The sequence below is a fragment of the Amycolatopsis sp. NPDC006131 genome, from assembly GCF_040614175.1.
Lineage (GTDB): Bacteria > Actinomycetota > Actinomycetes > Mycobacteriales > Pseudonocardiaceae > Amycolatopsis_E > Amycolatopsis_E tucumanensis.
Genome location: NZ_JBEXTX010000137.1, coordinates 1 through 18,107 on the forward strand (window position 1 = coordinate 1; position 18,107 = coordinate 18,107).

The window sequence follows — 18,107 nt, forward strand, 5'->3', positions numbered from 1 at the left end:
GAACGACCGCTGCCACCCGTTCACCTGGACCAAGACCGCCGACGAAATCCTGCCCCACGCCAGCCGTCAACGAACCTCGGACGCACGACACTAGCAAGCACCGCTCGGGTCACGCGCAGTCGGCGCAGCGTCGCGGCTCACCGGCCCAGCCGTTTGACCTCGCGCGGCCCGCCAGTTGCGCGTGGTGGGTGGCTTCGAACTCGTCGATCCGGGTGCGTATCCGCTGCAGTTCCGCGATGCGCGCATCCAGGCGCGCTCGGGCGGTGCGAAGCAGGTCGGCCAGGCGGGGACCGATGAGCTCGGCGTTGCCCTGCGGGCAGTCGCGGGCCAGGCCGCGGATTTCGGCCAGCGTCAGCCCGAGGCCGCGCAGCTGCCCGATCCACTGCACGCACCACAGGGCATCGGTGGTGAACAGGCGATAGTTGGACTCGCTGCGGCCCACGGTGTAGATCAGCCCGGAGTCGGTGTACTCGCGCAACGCTTTGATCGGCACGCCGGTGCGGCGAGACAGCTCGCCGACTGTCATCAGCTCCGACCGGGTTCCGCTGGTCATCGGCCACTCTCCCTTCGGCGTCAGGAGGCGCAGCAGGACAGTTTGGACACGTCGCGGGTGAAGGTTTGGGCGGCGAGTTTGACGCCTTCGGCCATGGTCAGGTAGGGGCACCACAGGTCGGCCATCTGCTGCACGGTCATGTTGTTGGCCAGGGCGTAGACGGCGGTGGCGATCACGTCCCCGGCGCCCTCGGCGATCACGTGCGCGCCGAGCAGGCGTCCGGTGTTGCGGTCGGCGACGAGTTTGATCAGGCCGTGGGTGTCGCGGTTGACCAGCGCCCGCGGCACGTACTCCAAGGGCAGCACCCGGCACTCGCACGTATAGCCCTGTTCGACGGCCTGGGCGTCGGTGAGTCCGGCCGAGGCGATCGCGGGGCTGGTGAACGTCACGCGCGGCAGGTGGTGGTAGTCCAACGTCCGCTTGGCATCGTCGAACGCGTTGTCGGCCATGAGGGTGCCGTGGGCTCCGGCGACGTAGACGAACTGCGGGTGCCCGGTGACGTCCCCGGCAGCCCAGATCCGCGGGTTGCCGGTGCGCAGGTAGTCATCGACGATGACCTCGCCGCGCGGCCCGGTTTTCACCCCGACCGCGGCCAGGTTCAACCCGGCGGTGACCGGACGGCGGCCGGTCGCCACGAGCAGCTGTCCGGCTCGCAGCTCGGTGGGCTGGCCGTCGGCGTGGGTGAGGTGCACCCGGTAGCCGTCGCCATCGCGGTCGGCGCGGGTGATGGTGGCACCGGTGACCACGCCGATGCCGTCGCGGGTGAACACCTCTTCGATCACGGCGGAGACGTCGGGTTCCTCGAAGGGTGCCAGCCGGTCCAGCGCCTCCACCACCGTGACGTGGACACCGAGGCGGTGCCACAGCTGGGCCTGTTCCAGGCCGATCGCGTTGCCGCCGATCACGATCATCGAGGCGGGCAGCGTGTCGAGTTCCATCGCGCTGGTCGAGGTCAGGTACCCGGCCTCGGCGAGCCCGTCGATCGGGGGCGCCCACGGGGCCGAGCCGGTGGCGATCAGATAGTGCTCGGCCACCACCGTGGCCGTGCCGCCGTCGGCGAGGTCCACGTGCAGCACCGGATCTGGCCCGTCGGTGGTGAAGGTGGCGGTGCCGTGCAGGATGTCCCAGCCGTACTCGGCGGCCAGGCCGGTGTACTTCTCCGCCCGCAACGACTCCACCAGGTCCCGCTTGGCGTCGATCAGGCGCGGCAGGTCCACCCCGAACGGGGTCACGTCGATGCCGGGGAACCGGCCGTCCAGGGAGACGTGGCGGGCCTCGGCGGCGGCCAGCAGCGCCTTCGACGGCACGCACCCGGTGTTCACGCACGTCCCGCCGACGGTGTCGCGCTCGATCATCACCACCGTGCGGCCCTTGGTGCGTGCCGCGATCGCCGCGGCGAACGCGCCCCCACCGGAACCGATCACTGCCAGGTCGTACCGCATCCCATAGCTCCTCTCCGCCCCGTGGTTCACGCCGCCCGCCAGACGTATTCGCCATGACAGATACGACGATGCTAGCTTCATATCTGTTCATCCGCATACGTTGCATATCCGATGTGAGGACGGCGAATCGATGGCCAGGGCACCCGAACCGGTGGCACTGCTGCCGACCGAGGCGAACGGCGTGGAGATGATGGCCAAGTTCTTCCGCGCCCTGGGCGACCCGGCCCGGCTGCGGCTGCTGGAGTTCCTGCTGCACGACGAGCACACCGTCACCGAATGCGTCGCCCACGTCGGCCTGTCCCAGGGCCGGGTCTCCACCCACCTGGGCTGCCTGGCCGACTGCGGCTACGTTCAGGTCCGGCGGGCGGGCCGGTTCGCCCACTACACGGTCACCGACCCGCGCGTGGCCGAACTGGTGTTGCTGGCCCGGTCGCTGGCCGCGGACAACGCCGCCGCCCTCGCCGCCTGCATGCGCATCACCCCCAGCCCCTGAGCGACGGCGGTCCGCGATGTCCACCAATCCTGACCGTGACGGCACGCGCACCGCCCTGGCCACCGGCGCGTTCCTGCTGCTGCCCGCGCTGTGTTGCGGCCTGCCGCTGCTGATCGCCGGCGGCGCGCTCGCCGGGCTCGGCTCGGTCCTGGGCAACCCGTGGGTGATCGGCGCGGCCATCGCACTGCTCGTCGCCGTCGTGGTCTGTCGGATTCGTCGCCGTGCTCGCGGCGCACGCTCATCGGACCCGGCGTGCTGTGCACCGGAACCACCCACCCGCGATCAGGGAAAGTAGCTCCGGCACGTGCCGCGTGGCGCGATTTTCGGTGCGTGGCAAGGGCTTGACCCTCACCCCGGGGGCAGACCCTAGCGTCGCGCTCGTAGTCGCAATCGGCGCTCGTCCGGGCGCCCGACCTGTGAGGTGATGATCGTGAGCACTCCTGCCGAGGAGCTGGTCGACCAGCTCGCCGGTGCTCTGCACGGCACCGGCCACCCCGCCACGCAGCCGTGGTTGTTCCGTCCGCTGCTGCGGCTACTCGCCGAGGGTGAGCCCGTTGCCCTCGACCGGCTGGCGGATGCCGCCGGGACCAGCGTCGACCAGGTGCGCCAGGCGCTGGCCGCCGAGCCGGACACCGAGTACGACGCCGACGGCCGCGTCGTCGGCTTGGGCCTGACCCAGAACCCGACCCCGCACCGCGTCGAGACGAACGGGCGGACGCTGTACGGCTGGTGCGCCATGGACACCCTGATGTTCCCGCTCATCCTCCAGCGCCCGGTCCGCGTGATCTCGACCTGCCCGGCGACCCGGACCGCGATCCGCCTGACCGCCGAGCCCGAACGGGTCACCGACCTGGATCCGGCCACCGCGGTCGTGTCCCAGGTCCCGGCCCCCGAGGGCGCCTGCGGCGTGCGGGCGTCGGTGTGCGACCAGGGCCACTTCTTCGCCTCCGCGCAGGCCGCCACCGACTGGCAACACCAGCATCCCGAGTCGGTGGTCCTGCCGGTGGCCGACGGTCACCGCTTCGGCCGCCGCCTCCTCGAAGCCCTCTTCAGCGCGGACGCCGCCACCGGGGCCCCCGCTTTGCGCCAGGAGTGAACCGATGACTGACTTTCCCGATCTGGAACTGGACAAGGCATCCGCGGCGGCGTCGCTGTCTCCGGCAGGACGTGCGGTGCACCGGTGGGTGCTGACGGTCTTCGCCGAGACCGGCCGGGCGCCATCGCGGACGGACCTGGACCGAGCGGCCCGCGAGCACACTGCCGACGCGGGTGTCGATCACGCCGCCGTCGTGGCCGAACTGACCGGACGTGACGTGCTTGCCCTCGACGAGCGCGGCGAGATCCGCGCGGCCTATCCGTTCTCGCCTGTCCCGACCCGCCACAAGGTCACCTGGGACGCAGGCCCGAGCGTGTACGCGATGTGTGCCATCGACGCCCTGGGCATGTCCGCCATGCTCGGAATCCCGGTCACCATCACCAGCGCCGAACCCGACACCGAACGCACCGTCACCGTCACCGTCGACCGCGCCACGGCGCGCTGGGAGCCCACGACCGCCGTCGTCTTCGCCGGCCACACCGACGGCGACACCGCCTGCTGCCCGTCGGTGGACCGCACCTGCGGTCACATCAACTTCTTCACCACCGCCGACGCCGCCCACGCCTGGTCCGCGAACAACCCCAGCATCACCGGGGCCGTCCTCGACCGGCACCAAGCCCTGGCCACCGGCATCGCCGAGTTCGGCGCACTGATCCAGGCCGGCAATTCCGCGACACCCACGACAGTTGACCCGGAGCTGCCATGACCACCACCGACACCACGCATGCAACCGCGCATTCCGTCGAGAACTTCCGCGAGCACGGCTTCGCCCACGTGCCGAACCTGCTCACCCCCGACGAGATCGCCCGCTTCCGCACCGCCGCCGAAGAAGCCCTCGCCGTCCAGAGCAACACCGACGAGGAGTTCGGCACCCGCATCGTCGCCACCACCGACGCCTGGGAACACCACCCCACCCTGCGCGAACTCGCACTCCACCCGCGCCTCGGCGCGCTCGCCGAGCAACTGGCCGGGATGCCGCTGCGCGTGTGGGGCGGCGAAGTCCTGCGCAAGGACCCCGGACACAGCGCCCCCACCGGCTGGCACGACGACCTGACCTTCGCGCTGCTGGACTCCCGCCTGATCTTCAACGCCTGGATCGCCCTGGTCGACGTGCCCGCCGAACGCGGCTGCCTGACCTTCCTGCCCGGCTCGCACCGCCGCGGCGGCCCGGACCGCGTCGAACTGGCCGAACACACCTCCGACCCGGACAACTACCTGTTCAACCACTGGCCGGAGCTGCGCTGGAGCCCACGGGTCACCGTGCCCCTACAGGCCGGCGATGCCACCTTCCACCAAGCCCGCACCGCGCACTATGCCGGAGCCAACACCACCACAGAGGCCCGACTGTCCTTTTTGGTCACATTCACCGACGCCGACGCCACCTACCGGCCGCTACCCGGTCACGACCCACTCGACCTGCAACCCGGCCAACCTCTCCCGGACCACCGCTACCCCCGAACACCCCGCCGGGAAGGCACTCGTGACCAGCGCCGCGCCGAAACACCGCGAGCGTTGGTTGCCACGCCCGGCGAGCGCGCCGATGACGTCATGATCTCCAACAGTGTGATCAACCCGTGGCAGCGAACCTGCCCATGCACCGACCGAACCGGTCTACATAACGAAACAGATTCAATTCGCTGTCGCATGTCCAAAATGAGCCAGTGGAACTAAGGGGACTCGAACCCCTGACCCCACACTGCCAGTATGGTGCGCTACCTCTGCTGACCTGCGGCTTTCGCGAATTCGCTCACCCGGTGCCACCGCAGTCACGGCGGTCCCCACCGCCACGAGAGCGTCCGCGACCGCCGGCGGCATCACGTTCCTCAACCTCGAAGACGAGACCGGCATGCTCACGTCGTGTGCACCCTGGGGTTCTGGAACCGCTACGGGCGCCTCCCACGCAGGTCCACCGTGCTGCTGCGCGGCACCGTCCAGATCCGTGACGGCATCGTCGCCCTGCAAGCCGAGCGAGGATCGCCGGCGGCCCGGAGAAGAGCGCACCGGCGAACGAGCCGGAGAAACAGCCCGGTGTGCGGGGTGAAGGTGCGGATGATCGCGCCGATGAGCAGGAGTACGAACATCATTCCGCCGGGAACCATCGAGGCGAGCACCTCAGGGGCGGGACAGGGGTGCCGCCAGTGGGGCCGGACTGCCTGCCGAACGCCAGAGCAGGTGTCAGGAGACGCCCTGGGAAACCGCAGGTCAGTGCCCGTCTACGGCTTTCTCGGTGTGCTGCCCGGCGTCCTGAACCATCCCCGACGCCGCTTTCGCTTCTTGACTGCCGACGTCCGGTGAAGTTAGTGTACTGATCGGTCAGACGGTGGCGGGCGTCACGTGATGGCCGTGTCGGAAACCTGACGTTCACGAGCCAGCCAGCCATGACCAGACAACGTCCAGCTGTCCGAAAAACGACCTCGAGACCCCAGTGGTCCGGCATCAAGTCCGGAGGTCGGAAGGGAGAAGCGTGGCCCAATATCAAATAGGCGTCGACATGGGAGGCACCTTCACTGACGCCGTGGTCATCGACGAAAGCGGCAATCTCTGGGCGGACAAGGCGTCGACGACTCCGGATCATCTGCTCGACGGTTTGGTGGGCGCGCTCGAGGCAGTCGCCGCCCAAGTTGGCGTGTCGCTGGACGTACTGCTCGCGGGGTGTGGCCGGTTCGTGCACGGCACCACGATCGTGACGAACAGCATCGCCGAGCTGCGTGGTGCCCGGGTCGGCGTCCTGGCCACCGAGGGTTTCGGTGACTCGCTGCGGATCGCCCGGTCACCGCGTTCCGACGCCCGTGATCATCACGATCAGCTCAACGTGCCGGACATCGCGCCGCGCGAGGCGATCTTGGAGGTCCCGGAGCGAGTCGACAAGCGTGGCGAAGTCGTGACGGCACTGGATATGGACGCCTGCGAAAAGGCGATCCGCCACCTTGTCGAAGTACAGCGGGTCGAGTCCATCGCGGTCACGTTCCTGTGGTCGTTTCTCAACGACACACACGAACAACTGGCCGGCGAACTGATCGGCAAGCTCTTCCCGGATGTGCATGTGAGTCTGTCTTCGCGCATCTACCCGATGATCCGCGAGTACGAACGGTCGGTCACCACCGTGCTCAACGCGTTCACCGCGCCGAAGGTGGCGCGCTACGTGGACGAGATGACCGAGGCGTTGACGAGGCGCGGTCTGCGGGTTCCGGTGGCGTTCATGCAGGCATCGGGCGGCAGCCTCAGCGCGGAGGAAGCGCGTGAGGTGCCGATCGTGCTGCTGGACTCGGGCCCGGTCGGCGGTGTGGTCGGGGCCAACGAGCTGGCCAAGGAGCTCGGGATTCCGAACGTGATCACCGGCGACATGGGTGGCACCAGCTTCGACACCTCGGTGATCGCGGACAACCGACTGACGATGAGTGCCCGGTCCTATGTGCAGAACCTGCTCACCGGGCTGACCAAAGTGGACGTTGTGGCGATCGGCTCCGGTGGAGGCAGCATCGGCTGGGCCGATCCGCGTGGCCTGCTGCAGGCAGGTCCGCAAAGTGCCGGCGCGGACCCCGGTCCGGTCTGCTACGGCCGCGGCGGCGACCAGCCGACCGTCACCGATGCGATGGTATCGCTGGGATTCATCGATCCGAACTACTTCCTCGGTGGTCGGGCGAAGCTGCTGAAGGACGCCTCCGATGACGCGTTCAGGCAGCTGGGCAAGCAGGTTGGCATGTCGCTGGAGGAGACCGCAGCCGCGATGTATCGCGTGGTGGTGGCGTCGATGTCCAACGCCGTCCGCGGCATCACCGTCGAGCGTGGACACGACCCGCGGGTGTTCACCTTCTTCGCCTACGGTGGCGCGACGCCGTTGTTCCTGGTCGACATCTGCCGGGAGCTCGGCATCAAGCAGGCGTTGGTGCCCAACGCCTCCGCGGTGTTCTCGGCCAGCGGACTGCTGGCCTCCGACGACCTCCGCGTGCCATCCAAGAGCCGGTTCTGGACGCCGGGGCAGCCCGTCGACGACGTCAACGCGGTGCTGGGCGATCTGGAGGATTCGGCGAGGCAGAATCTGCGCACCAGCGGTTACGCCGACGACGAGATCGTGGTCCAGCGCTTCGGCGACCTGAAGTTCCAGGGCCAGATCTTCGAGCTCACGGTGCCGCTGCCCGACCACGAGGTGGATCAGGCCGCGCTGGAAGAGCTGGCGGAGCGCTTCCCGGAGATGTACGAGGCGGAGTACGGCCCGGGCACCGCGTGGGTCGACGCCGGCGTGGTGATGATGGCCGTGCGCGTGGAGGCCAAGGCGAGCACCCGCAAGTACCGCTACGAGGGCGGTTCCGTCGCGAACACCGCCGGTGGCCAGGCGGAGAAGGCGAACCGCACGGTCACCCTCCCCGCGACCGGGGAGCAGATCACCATCCCGGTCTTCGACGGCGACCTGCTCGCGGTCGGCCGGGCGGTCAGCGGGCCCGCGGTGATCGAGAAGAAGCAGACCACGATCTTCCTTCCGGAGGGGTCGCGCGGGGTGCTCGACGCCAGCCGGAACCTCCTGATCGACACCCTCCTGTGACCTGGAAATCCGCTCTGTCCGAAAAGAGGCGTCAAGGATGACCGCTGCGGAACAAGAAGTCGATCTCGTCACCGCCGAGATCATGCGTCAGCAGTTGTACAACATCGCCCAGGAGATGGGCACCGTCATGATCCGGACCTCCGGTGACCCGATCGTCACCGAGGCGGTGGACTTCTCCACGTTCATCGCCGACCCCGAAGGCGGCATCATCGCCTTCTCCGGGTACATGACCTGGCATGCCGGCCCGGCCCGCAAGTCGGTCCAGCACATTCTGGCCAGCGTGCCACGAGACGAGATCTATCCCGGGGACGCGTTCATCTGCAACGATCCCTACACCACCGGGGCCTGCCATCCGCCGGACGTCGGGATCGTCCGGCCGATCTTCTTCGAGGACGAGCTGGTGGCGTGGTGCTGGTCGGAAGGGCACATCCTGGACGTCGGCGGGATGTCCCCCGGCGGTTTCGCGCCCGCGGCGATCGACTGCTACGGCGAGGCGTTGCGCTTCCCCGGTATCAAGTTCATGGAGAAGGGCAAGGTCTCCGAGGACGTCCGGCGGCTGATCGACGCGAACTTCCGGCTGGCCTCCCGTAACTACAACGACCTGCGGTGCTTTCTCGCGGCCACCTCGGTCGGCGAACGCCGGGTGGTCGACCTGATCGCCCGGCACGGGCTGGCGGACTTCCGCCGTTACGTGGACGTCAACACCAGTCTTTCCGAGCAGACGCTGCGTGACCGGATCACCAAGCTGCCGAACAAGACGGTGGTCGGCAAGGAGAACATCGAGCACAACGGTCACGCGAACGACGTGTTCACCGTGCAGTGCGCGATGACCGTCGAGGACGGCGTCATCAACCTGGACTTCACCGGCACGGACCCGCAGACCGACGGGTTCGTCAACATCGCCGAGGGTGCGATGTGGGGCGTCGCGGTGACCCCGCTGATGCTCATGCTGGCCCCGGACGTGGCGTTCAACGAGGGATTCTTCAAGTGCCTGCGGATGAACCTCCCCGAGGCGTCCCTGGTGAACGTGCAGATGCCGGCACCGTCGTCGTCCGGGCACATGGAAACCGGCATGCACGTGATGAAGCTGCTCACCCGGATGCTGTCGGAGCTGATGGCCGAAAGTGACGACCCGTTCGTGCGCTCACATGCGATGGCACCGTTCCACGACGGCTGGATCGGCGGGGTGTTCGCCGGTGCCGACGACGACGGAAACCAGTTCGTCATGCTGGACATGAACGGTGGCGGTGCCGGTGGCGGTGCGCAGACCATGGTGGACGGTATGGACGCGGCGGGAACCCTGACGCAGGTCAGCAACGGGCTCCCGGACATCGAGCTGAACGAGCTCAGCTTCCCGGTCCATTACCTGTGGCGGCGGCTGAACACCAATTCCGGCGGGCCAGGCCGGTTCCGCGGCGGGCAGGGCATCGACTTCGCCTGGACCTCGGACGGCGTCTCGCTGGGCTACGAAACGGTGTTCTCCTCCTGCTGGCAGATCCCGCCGGCGGGGGTCGACGGCGGGTTCCCCGGTTCCACCAGCGGATACCAGCTGATCACGAACACCAACGTGGTGGCGCTCACCGCGGACCGGAAACCGCTTACCCGCGAGTCCATCACCGGGGACGTCACGGATCTGGACGGCAAGCAGGCCAATGTCCCGGTCCGCAGGGGTGACGTGTTCATCCAGTTCGAGGGCGGCGGCGGTGGCCTCGGCGACCCGCTCACCCGCGACCCGCGCCTCGTCGCCGCCGATGTGCGAGACCGCTACATCGACCGGGCCGTGGCGGAGGCCGTGTACGGCGTGGTGTTCAAGGGCGACAGCCTCGACGCGGACAGTGCGGCCACCGAGCGGCGCCGCGCGGACATCCGCAAGAAACGGCTCAGCGAAAGCACGCCGGGCGCCGCGAAGCGGCCGAGCCGGCCGTCCGGCGGGGCCGGGCGCCCCGTCGGGTTCTCGCTGACACTGGTCTCCGGTCAGGGCGGCACGGTGTATTGCTGCCAGCAATGCGGCGAGCCGCTTGCAGAGGTCGGCGAAGACTGGCGCACCGCCTGTGCGCGAAGGGACCGGCCGGCGCACGAGGCGGTGTCCGAGCAGGGCGGCTGGGCGAGGGAGCGAACCGAAGCTCCCAAGGTGTTCGTCACCGAATTCCTCTGCCCCGGTTGTGGCGCTGCCCTCAACGTCAGTACCGACGTCCGCTGAGTCGGCCCGCCGCCGCCCCGCCTGTCACCGCGTGGCAGGCGGGGCGGCGGCGGCATCCGGCCTGACCGCAGGAAGAATCCGCGATGGAGACCTTCACCGAGAACCCGTGCTGCGTGCTCCGGACTGACCCCGGCGCCTAATATGTACTGATCAGTACAAGGATAGCGATTGGAGCAGCGGGTGAGCGACAGCGCCGACAAATGGGAACAGATTCTTCGGGTGGCGGCGCGGCTGTTCGCGCAGCGTGGCTACCACGGCACGGGGATGACCGAGCTGGGTGACGCGGCCGGACTGCAGCGCGGCGCGCTTTACTACTACATCCGAAGCAAGGAGAACCTGCTGTACGAGATCTCCTCGCGGCACGTGGCGAAAATGGTGGAGTTCGGCGAGCGACTGGCGAAGGAAGAACGGCCCGCCACCGACAAACTGCTCCGCTTGAGCGAGCGGCTCATTCGCACCATTCACGACGATCTGGACGAGGTCACGGTCTTCTTCCGCGAGATCGGCGCGCTCACCGGGGAACGCCGAGAACGGGTTTTCGAACTTCGGGACCGGTTCGAGGACGTCTGGATGAGTATTCTGCAACAGGGCGTCTCCGAGGGGACGTTCCGCCGCGCCGACCCGCTTCTGATAAAGGCCGTCCTCGGTATGCACAACTATTCGTACCTGTGGTTGCGGCCGGACGGCAAGATGCAACCCGAGGAAGTGGCGCGGTATTTCTGTGATCTGTTGTTCCGCGGAATACTGACTGAAACCGGCGATGCGGAATATCGTTTGTTCACCGCGAACAGCTGAGGATCCCGCACCCGGGCGGCGGCCCGCCGCAACGATGTGAAGGAGATGTTTTCTGTTGGCCAGCGCAGGCAATGCAACCGACTACCGGACAATTCGCGATCGGGTCTTCGCCGCGATCTGGGACGAGCTGGACCCCTTGGCGGAGCAGATCGAGAACGAGGAGCACATTCCGCGCGAAAAGGTCTGGCCGATTCTGCGCGACTGCGGGGCGTTCGGTCTGCTGGTTCCGTCCCAATACGGCGGCTACGGCCTCACGATCGGGCAGTACCTGCCGATCATCGCCGAATTCGCCAAGGTCCAGGGTGGCATTCGCGCGCTCGTGCACGTGCACAATTCGTTCGCACACGCGCTTTCCGAGATCGGTGACCCGGCGCAGAAGGACGCGGTGCTCTCGGGCGCCGCGACCGGTGAGCGCTCGCTGGCGTTCGCGCTGACCGAGCCCGAGCACGGCACCGGCGCCGACCTGGGCACCACCGCGCGGCGGGAGGGGACGCACTACGTCCTCAACGGCACGAAATGGCTCATCACCAACTCGGACTTCGCGTCGCACTTCATGGTGATGGCCAAGACCTCCGCGACCGAGGTGTCCGCGTTACTGGTGGAGCGCGACACCCCGGGATTCCGGATCGAGCCGCTGCCGGAAACGATGGGCTGCAAGGGCGGTGAGCACGGGCGGCTGACCTTCACCGAGGCGCGGGTACCGGTCTCCGCGCTGATCGGCGGCGAAGGCCAAGGGCAGGAGCACCTCGAGCGGGCGCTGGAGATCTCCCGGGTGCTGGTGGCCGCGAGCTCGCTCGGCACGGCGGAACGGGCACTGGAACTGTCGGTACAGCGCGCCAACGAGCGAGTCACCTTCGGCAAGCCGATCGCGCAGCGCCAAGCGGTGCAGCGCTACGTGGCCGAGATGGCGATGGACGTCTACGCACTGCGCGGCATGCTGGCCGACGCGGCCGCCAAATGGGATGTCGGCCGGCGCATTCCCGCCGAGGCGTCGATGTGCAAGCAGTTCGGCCTCGAAGCCGTCGGCCGGGTGACGGACCGGGCGCTGCTCGTGCACGGCGGCATCGGCTACACCAGGCAGTTCCCGATCGAGCGGCTCTACCGGGACGCCCGGCTGAACTGGCTGGAGGAAGGCAGTCCCACGATCCAGTACATGGTGGCGGCCCGGGAGATTCTCGCCGGCTACCGGTTCGACGACGCGTTCGGAGGCCCCGTCGATGCGTGACGCGGTCATCGTCGACGTGGTTCGCACGCCGAGCGGCAAGGGCAAACTGGGCGGGGCGCTGACGCAGCTGCATCCGGTGGACCTGCTCGCCGCGACCTTGCGAGAGCTGCTGGCGCGCAACGAAATCGACCCGGCGCTGGTGGAGGACGTGATCGGTGGTTGCGTCACCCAGGCCGGTGTGCAGGCGGCGAACATCACGCGCAGCGCCGTGCTGGCCGCCGGTTTCCCGGTGTCCGTGCCGGCCACGACCGTGGACCGCCAGTGCGGTTCCAGCCAGCAGGCGCTGCACTTCGCGGCGCACACGGTGCTCGCCGGCGCCGCCGACGTGCTCATCGCCTGCGGCGTCGAGTCGATGAGCCTGGCTCCACTCTGGTCGAACGTCGGCGACGCCGACCCCTCCGGCGCCGGTGTCGCCGACCGGTTCCCCGGCGGGTTGATCCAGCAGGGGACGGCCGCCGAACTGGTCGCCGCGCGGTGGAAACTGAGCCGCGAGGAGCTGGACGAATACGCTTGCGCGTCACATCAGCGGGCCGCGGCGGCGACCGCCGACGGCGTGTTCGCCGCGGACCTGGTGGCGGTGCCGGACTGCCCGCTGACCCAGGACGAGACGATCCGGCCGGGCACCACGGTCGAGCAGCTGTCCCGGCTGAAACCCTCGTTCGCCGACGAGCGGATGGCACAGCGTTTCCCGGAAATCGACTGGCGGGTGACCGCGGGCAATTCCTCGCCGCTGACCGACGGCGCCTCCGCCGCGCTGGTGATGAGCGCGGACGCGGCGGCGCGGCTGGGATTGCGCCCGCGGGCCCGGGTCCACACGACGGCTGTCGCCGGAGATGACCCGATGCTGATGCTGATGGGCGTGCTCCCCGCGACCCAGAAGGTCCTCGGCCGAGCCGGTCTCAACGTGCGGGACATCGACGCGTTCGAGGTCAACGAAGCGTTCGCCTGCGTACCGCTGGCCTGGCGACGTGAGTTCGAGGTGCCCGAAGACAAGCTGAACAGGCACGGCGGGGCGATCGCCCTCGGCCATCCGCTCGGCGCGTCCGGTGTCCGCATCGCCTCCACTCTGATCGAGACGCTGGAACGTCTCGACGCCCGGTTCGGCCTGCAGACCATGTGCGAAGCCGGCGGCATGGCCAACGCCACGATCATCGAGCGACTGTGAGGAGCGTTATGGCGGGGCCGCTTGCCGACGTGACCGTGCTGGAGATCGCCGGAATCGGGCCGGGGCCCTTCTGCGGCATGATGCTGGCCGACATGGGCGCCCGGGTGATCCGCGTGGACCGCGCGGACGCGGTCACCGAGCCGCCCGACCCGCGGGCCCGTCACGAAATCCTCAACCGGGGCAGGCAATCCATCGCGGTGGACCTCAAGCACCCGGAAGGCGTGGCCACCGTGCTGCGCCTGGCTGAGACCGCTGATGCGATGTTCGAGGGGTTTCGGCCCGGGGTCGCCGAACGGCTCGGGATCGGGCCGAAGGACTGCCACGCCCGCAATCCCGCGCTGGTCTACGGCCGGATGACCGGCTGGGGCCAGGACGGTCCCTATGCCCAGCAGGCCGGGCACGACATCACCTACCTGGCCGTGGCCGGCGCGCTGCACCCGATCGGCCGCGACAGCGGCGGGCCGGTACCGCCACTGAACGTGGTGGGCGACTTCGGCGGCGGCGGGATGCTGCTGGCGTTCGGCATCGTCTGCGCGCTGCTGGAGGCCAGGACCAGTGGTAAGGGCCAGGTGATCGACGCCGCGATCGTGGACGGCGCCGCCGTGCTCACCGCGATGATGCACGGCATGCTCGCCGACGGACGCTGGTCCACCCGGCGCGGCGAGAACCTCCTGGATTCCGGTTGCCCCTATTACGACGTCTACCGCTGCGCGGACGGCGAGTACGTGGCGGTCGGTGCGCTGGAGGACAAGTTCTTCGCCGAACTGGTCGACGGGCTCGGCGTGTCCGATGACCCCGTTTTCGGCCCCGGGCGGACGGACCCTTCGCGGTGGCCGGCGATCCGGCGGCGACTCACCGAGATCTTCGCCAGTGCCACCAGGCAGGAGTGGGCGGCTCGGTTCGGCTCGGGGGACGCGTGCGTGGCGCCGGTGCTGTCGCTGACCGAGGCGAGCGGCGACGTGCACAACCAGCGGCGGGTGGTGTTCGACGAGACCGCCGGGTTCGTGCAGCCGAACCCGGCACCGCGGTTCGATCGCACCCCGGCCGGGCAGGTGGGGGTGGCCCCGTATCCGGGCGAGCACACCACGGCGGTGCTCGCCGCCGCGGGGTATGCCGACGCCGACATCGAGCGGCTGGAACGCCTCGGCGCGGTCCGCGGCGTGGGTGCCCGGCGATGACCGAGCGGCGGGTGCCGATCGTGACCGGCGCCGGTTCCGGCATCGGTGCGGCGACCGCGCGACGCCTGAGCGCGCGTGGGGTGCGGCTGGTACTGGTGGACCGGGAAGCCGGCCCGGTCCGGCGGTTGGCCGGCCTGCTCGACGCCGTCGCCGTGCTCGGCGACGTCACGGACCCGGAGACAACGAGCGCGCGCTACGGGCCGCGGCCCACCACTACGGCCGGTTTCGCCGACACCCCGCTGATCGCCGGGATGCGTGCCGCCTTCTTCGCGGACGGCTTCCCGCTGATCAGCGCGGACGATGCCGCAGCCGCCGTCGAGCATGCCTGGTCCGCCGCCGAACCGGGGCGCTCTGGGTGGTGCAGCCGGGCAGAGAACCGATCGCCCACCGCCCGGCCGGCGTACCCGGTCCGTGCGGTGACCGCAACGAGAGAAAGCAGGTGAAGTGATGCCGCAGACCGAGGAGACCTTCAGGTCCTTCTGGGAACGCCGGGTCGACGCGACCCCATCCGCGGATTTTCTCGTGTACGAGGGAACGCGGCAGACCTACGCGGAATTCGACCACTCGCTGAACTCGCTGGCTCACGGGTTGCTGGCGGCCGGGGTGCGTCAGGGCAGCCGGCTCGCGTATCACCTGCCCAACGGCCTGGACCTGCTGCGGGTGGAGCTGGCGGCGCAGAAGCTGGGCGCGGTCACCGTGCCGATGATCGCCGGGCTGACCTACCCGGAGATGACCTACATCCTGGAGCACGCCGAGCCCTCGCACCTGATTCTGGACGCGGCCGGGCAGCGCATCCTCACCGAGGGCGGCGGTATCGGTGCGCGGGACATCCGGGTCTTCGTCTTCGACGGGGATACGGCCGGCCTGGACACCGGCGAGAACCAGCGGCCGCCGGCACCCGATCTCGATCCCTTGGCACCGATGTCGATCCGCTACACCTCCGGCAGTACCGGTCGGCCCAAGGGCGTGATTCAGCCGTCCGCCGGTTTCGCCAGCGCCGGTCACGCGATCGCGAACCGGTTGTCGATCACCGGCGAGGACAACGTCTTCTCCGCGCTGCCGCTGTTCCACACCGCGGCCTCCCATATGATGCTCGCCCCGGCCATCGCCGCGGGTTGTGCGTTCACCCTCGTCCCGCAGTTCAGCCGGACCGCGTTCTGGCAGCAGGTCCGGGACTCGGGCGGCACGATCACCCTGCTGATGCCGGCCCAGATCTCGATCCTGATGACCGCGGCCCCCGCACCCCGCGACCGGGACAACCCGCTCCGGCTGATCTTCTCGCATGTGCGGTCCGAGGAGTTCTGCACCAGGTTCGGGGTGGACATCTGCACGACCTGGGCGATGACGGAGACCTCGGGGATGGGCACGCTGACCCCGGCCGGATACGACTCCTACCGGCCCAAGCTCATCGGCCGCCCGATGCCGGACGACGCGGAGATCAAGATCGTCGACCCCGCCGGGGACGAACTCCCTCCGGGAGAGCCGGGAGAGCTGTGTTTCCGGCATCCGCACGCGATGATCGAGTACTACCGGGACGAGCGCAACACCGCCTCGACACTGCGCGATGGCTGGGTGCACAGCGGGGATCTGTGTGCCATGGACGAAGCGGGTCAGGCGTATTTCCACGGACGGCTGAAAAACGTCATCAAGCGTGGTGGCGAGAACATCGCCGGGGAGGAGGTCGAGTTCACCATCATGGAACATCCCGCCGTGGAGGAATGCGTCGTCTGCGGTGTCGCCGACGAGATCTACACCGAGGAGGTGTGCGCCACCGTGGTGGTACGCGAAGGCTGCTCGCTGAGCGAGGCGGAGATCGTGCGGTGGTGTGCCCGGCACCTGTCGGACTGGAAGGTGCCCCGCTACCTCCGGCTGGTGCACACCCCATTGCCCAAGCTGGCCAACGGAAAGACCAACCGGGGCGTGGTCACCAGGAAGGCCGCGGACGATCTGGCCGATGCCTGGGATCGGCGGAACGAGGTGGCCATCGATGCCTGAGCCGGAGTTGTCCGCGTCGTTGATCTTCAGCCGGACGCCGCTCGCCGAGCTGGTCGGCCTGGCGCGGCGGTTGGAAGACGCCGGCTACCACCGGGTCTGCTTCGGGGAGGCCTGGCGGGAACCGGTGGTGCCGATGACCGCGACGCTCGCGGCCACGAGCCGGATCGGTGTGGGCTCGGCCATCTCGCAGATCTACCCGGTCAATCCGGTGGTCACCGCCCAGCAGGCGGCCCAGTTGCAGGAGCTGGGTGCCGGCCGGTTCACCCTCGGCCTGGGGCTGGGCGCGGGATTCGTCGTGGAACGGTGGTTCGGCGTGCCGTACGAGCGGCCGCTGCGGCGGACGAGAGAGTTCATCGAGGTCGTGCGGGGCGTGCTCGGTTCGCCGGAGCACGGGCCGTTCAGCTACGAAGGTGAGATCTTCCGGGTCCGCAAGTACCGGTTGCCCTTCGCCGAGCAGGCGGTCGGCGTGCCGATCCACCTTGCGGCGATCGGCCCGCGGATGCAGGAACTGGCCGGCGAACTCGCCGACGGGATCATCGTCGGCTCACTGCATTCGCCACGGTCCATGGAGGAGACGAAGAAACGGATCGCCATCGGTGCGGATCGTGCCGACCGCGACCCGAACGAGGTCGCCCTCTGGTACTACCTGACCTGCTGCGTGTCGAACGACTCCGAACGGGCCAGAGCGCTGGCCCGGCGGAGCCTGGTCTATCTCACCCAGTATCCGCATTACCGCCGCGTCTATGCCGAAGAGGGTTTCGGGGCGCTCGCCGAGCGGATCGCCGGGCTCGCCCGGGAGCGGGCGATGGAGCGGGCCGAAGCCGCGATCACCGACGAGATGATCGACCGCTTCTGCATTGCCGGAACGGTGGCGGAATGCCGGGATCAGCTACGCCGCTACGCCGGCTATCCCGGTTCTCCCGTGCTGCACCTGGTGCCCTTCCGGATCGAGGAAGACGAGGTCGTGGAATCCTTCCGGCTGGCAGCACAACTGGCGCAAGCCCCGGCAGGAGCACGGGCCACAACCTGAATCCGCCGGCGCTCGCGGGCGGCCGCGCACCCGCAGTGACCATTGCCACCGGAGCGGAAGACGCCGGTGCGGGTGGTGCGCCGGTTGCGGAGTTCAAGCCGGTCATCGACACGATGCTCCGCGAGGACCCCGACGCACCACACGCAGCGCCAGCCCGGTCGACGAGCACGATGCAGGCGAGGTGTCGTACTCGCGGTGCCGGGATCACGTCGCCCGACGGCGCCCGGAGATCGCGATCTAGGGCCTGTTTCAGAAGTGGATCAAGGTCTGAGATGATCTGGGCTTGTGGGGCGTGGTGACTTAGAGCGTGTCTTACGTGGTGATCGACCGCTGGTGAGCGATGATCTTGGCTGTGGTTGATCGGTTGTCGCTGCGGTTGGTGCCGGATGAACTAT

General features: G+C 68.8%; 16 protein-coding genes. 14 read left to right on the forward strand and 2 right to left on the reverse strand.

Annotated features, from left to right (window positions below):
- Positions 1-109 precede the first annotated feature (109 nt).
- Positions 110-526, reverse strand: coding sequence for a MerR family transcriptional regulator (locus ABZ215_RS38830; RefSeq protein ID WP_354955586.1), 417 nt, complete (start codon positions 524-526; stop codon positions 110-112).
- Positions 527-573: 47 nt separating this feature from the next.
- A complete protein-coding gene (gene merA, locus ABZ215_RS38835) occupies positions 574-1,995 on the reverse strand; it encodes a mercury(II) reductase (RefSeq protein ID WP_354955588.1) in 1,422 nt (473 codons plus the stop codon).
- A gap of 130 nt (positions 1,996-2,125) precedes the next feature.
- Here merA and ABZ215_RS38840 point away from each other — a divergent pair, with 130 nt between their 5' ends.
- The 14 genes from ABZ215_RS38840 (at position 2,126) to ABZ215_RS38905 (ending at position 17,712) form a co-directional block, all read left to right on the forward strand.
- On the forward strand, positions 2,126-2,488 hold the full coding sequence (locus tag ABZ215_RS38840; protein ID WP_354955590.1) for a metalloregulator ArsR/SmtB family transcription factor: 363 nt from the start codon (positions 2,126-2,128) through the stop codon (positions 2,486-2,488).
- A 16-nt stretch (positions 2,489-2,504) separates the two neighbouring features.
- Positions 2,505-2,783, forward strand: a complete 279-nt coding sequence (locus tag ABZ215_RS38845; protein ID WP_354955592.1) for a hypothetical protein — start codon at positions 2,505-2,507, stop codon at positions 2,781-2,783.
- Positions 2,784-2,918: 135 nt separating this feature from the next.
- Positions 2,919-3,584 carry an organomercurial lyase MerB gene (gene merB, locus ABZ215_RS38850; protein ID WP_354955594.1) on the forward strand — a complete coding sequence of 222 codons (666 nt, stop codon included), beginning with the start codon at positions 2,919-2,921 and terminating at the stop codon, positions 3,582-3,584.
- 4 nt (positions 3,585-3,588) lie between these two features.
- Positions 3,589-4,290: an alkylmercury lyase family protein gene (locus ABZ215_RS38855; protein WP_354955596.1), complete on the forward strand. Its 702-nt coding sequence runs from the start codon at positions 3,589-3,591 to the stop codon at positions 4,288-4,290.
- On the forward strand, positions 4,287-5,255 hold the full coding sequence (locus ABZ215_RS38860) for a phytanoyl-CoA dioxygenase family protein (RefSeq protein WP_354955598.1): 969 nt from the start codon (positions 4,287-4,289) through the stop codon (positions 5,253-5,255). Before ABZ215_RS38855 ends, ABZ215_RS38860 begins: the two co-directional genes overlap by 4 nt.
- Before the next feature lie 820 nt (positions 5,256-6,075).
- Positions 6,076-8,124 (forward strand): hydantoinase/oxoprolinase family protein, encoded by a 2,049-nt coding sequence (locus ABZ215_RS38865; RefSeq protein ID WP_017987139.1) that lies wholly within the window; start codon positions 6,076-6,078, stop codon positions 8,122-8,124.
- A 37-nt stretch (positions 8,125-8,161) separates the two neighbouring features.
- Complete coding sequence (locus ABZ215_RS38870; protein ID WP_354955600.1) at positions 8,162-10,324, forward strand: hydantoinase B/oxoprolinase family protein; 2,163 nt, start codon at positions 8,162-8,164, stop codon at positions 10,322-10,324.
- 180 nt (positions 10,325-10,504) lie between these two features.
- Positions 10,505-11,119, forward strand: a complete 615-nt coding sequence (locus ABZ215_RS38875; RefSeq protein ID WP_354955602.1) for a TetR/AcrR family transcriptional regulator — start codon at positions 10,505-10,507, stop codon at positions 11,117-11,119.
- Between the two features lie 55 nt (positions 11,120-11,174).
- On the forward strand, positions 11,175-12,344 hold the full coding sequence (locus tag ABZ215_RS38880; RefSeq protein ID WP_354955604.1) for an acyl-CoA dehydrogenase family protein: 1,170 nt from the start codon (positions 11,175-11,177) through the stop codon (positions 12,342-12,344).
- The gene (locus ABZ215_RS38885) at positions 12,337-13,509 is read left to right on the forward strand and encodes a thiolase family protein (RefSeq protein ID WP_354955606.1); all 1,173 of its coding nucleotides are present in this window, start codon (positions 12,337-12,339) and stop codon (positions 13,507-13,509) included. The genes ABZ215_RS38880 and ABZ215_RS38885 overlap by 8 nt, the downstream gene beginning before the upstream one ends.
- A gap of 8 nt (positions 13,510-13,517) precedes the next feature.
- The gene (locus ABZ215_RS38890; RefSeq protein WP_354955608.1) at positions 13,518-14,687 is read left to right on the forward strand and encodes a CaiB/BaiF CoA-transferase family protein; all 1,170 of its coding nucleotides are present in this window, start codon (positions 13,518-13,520) and stop codon (positions 14,685-14,687) included.
- On the forward strand, positions 14,684-15,130 hold the full coding sequence (locus tag ABZ215_RS38895) for an SDR family NAD(P)-dependent oxidoreductase (RefSeq protein WP_354955610.1): 447 nt from the start codon (positions 14,684-14,686) through the stop codon (positions 15,128-15,130). Before ABZ215_RS38890 ends, ABZ215_RS38895 begins: the two co-directional genes overlap by 4 nt.
- A gap of 4 nt (positions 15,131-15,134) precedes the next feature.
- Entirely contained in the window at positions 15,135-16,682 is a 1,548-nt protein-coding gene (locus ABZ215_RS38900) for an AMP-binding protein (RefSeq protein WP_354955612.1), read from the forward strand.
- Positions 16,675-17,712 (forward strand): LLM class flavin-dependent oxidoreductase, encoded by a 1,038-nt coding sequence (locus ABZ215_RS38905; protein WP_354955614.1) that lies wholly within the window; start codon positions 16,675-16,677, stop codon positions 17,710-17,712. The genes ABZ215_RS38900 and ABZ215_RS38905 overlap by 8 nt, the downstream gene beginning before the upstream one ends.
- The last annotated feature ends 395 nt before the right edge of the window (positions 17,713-18,107 follow it).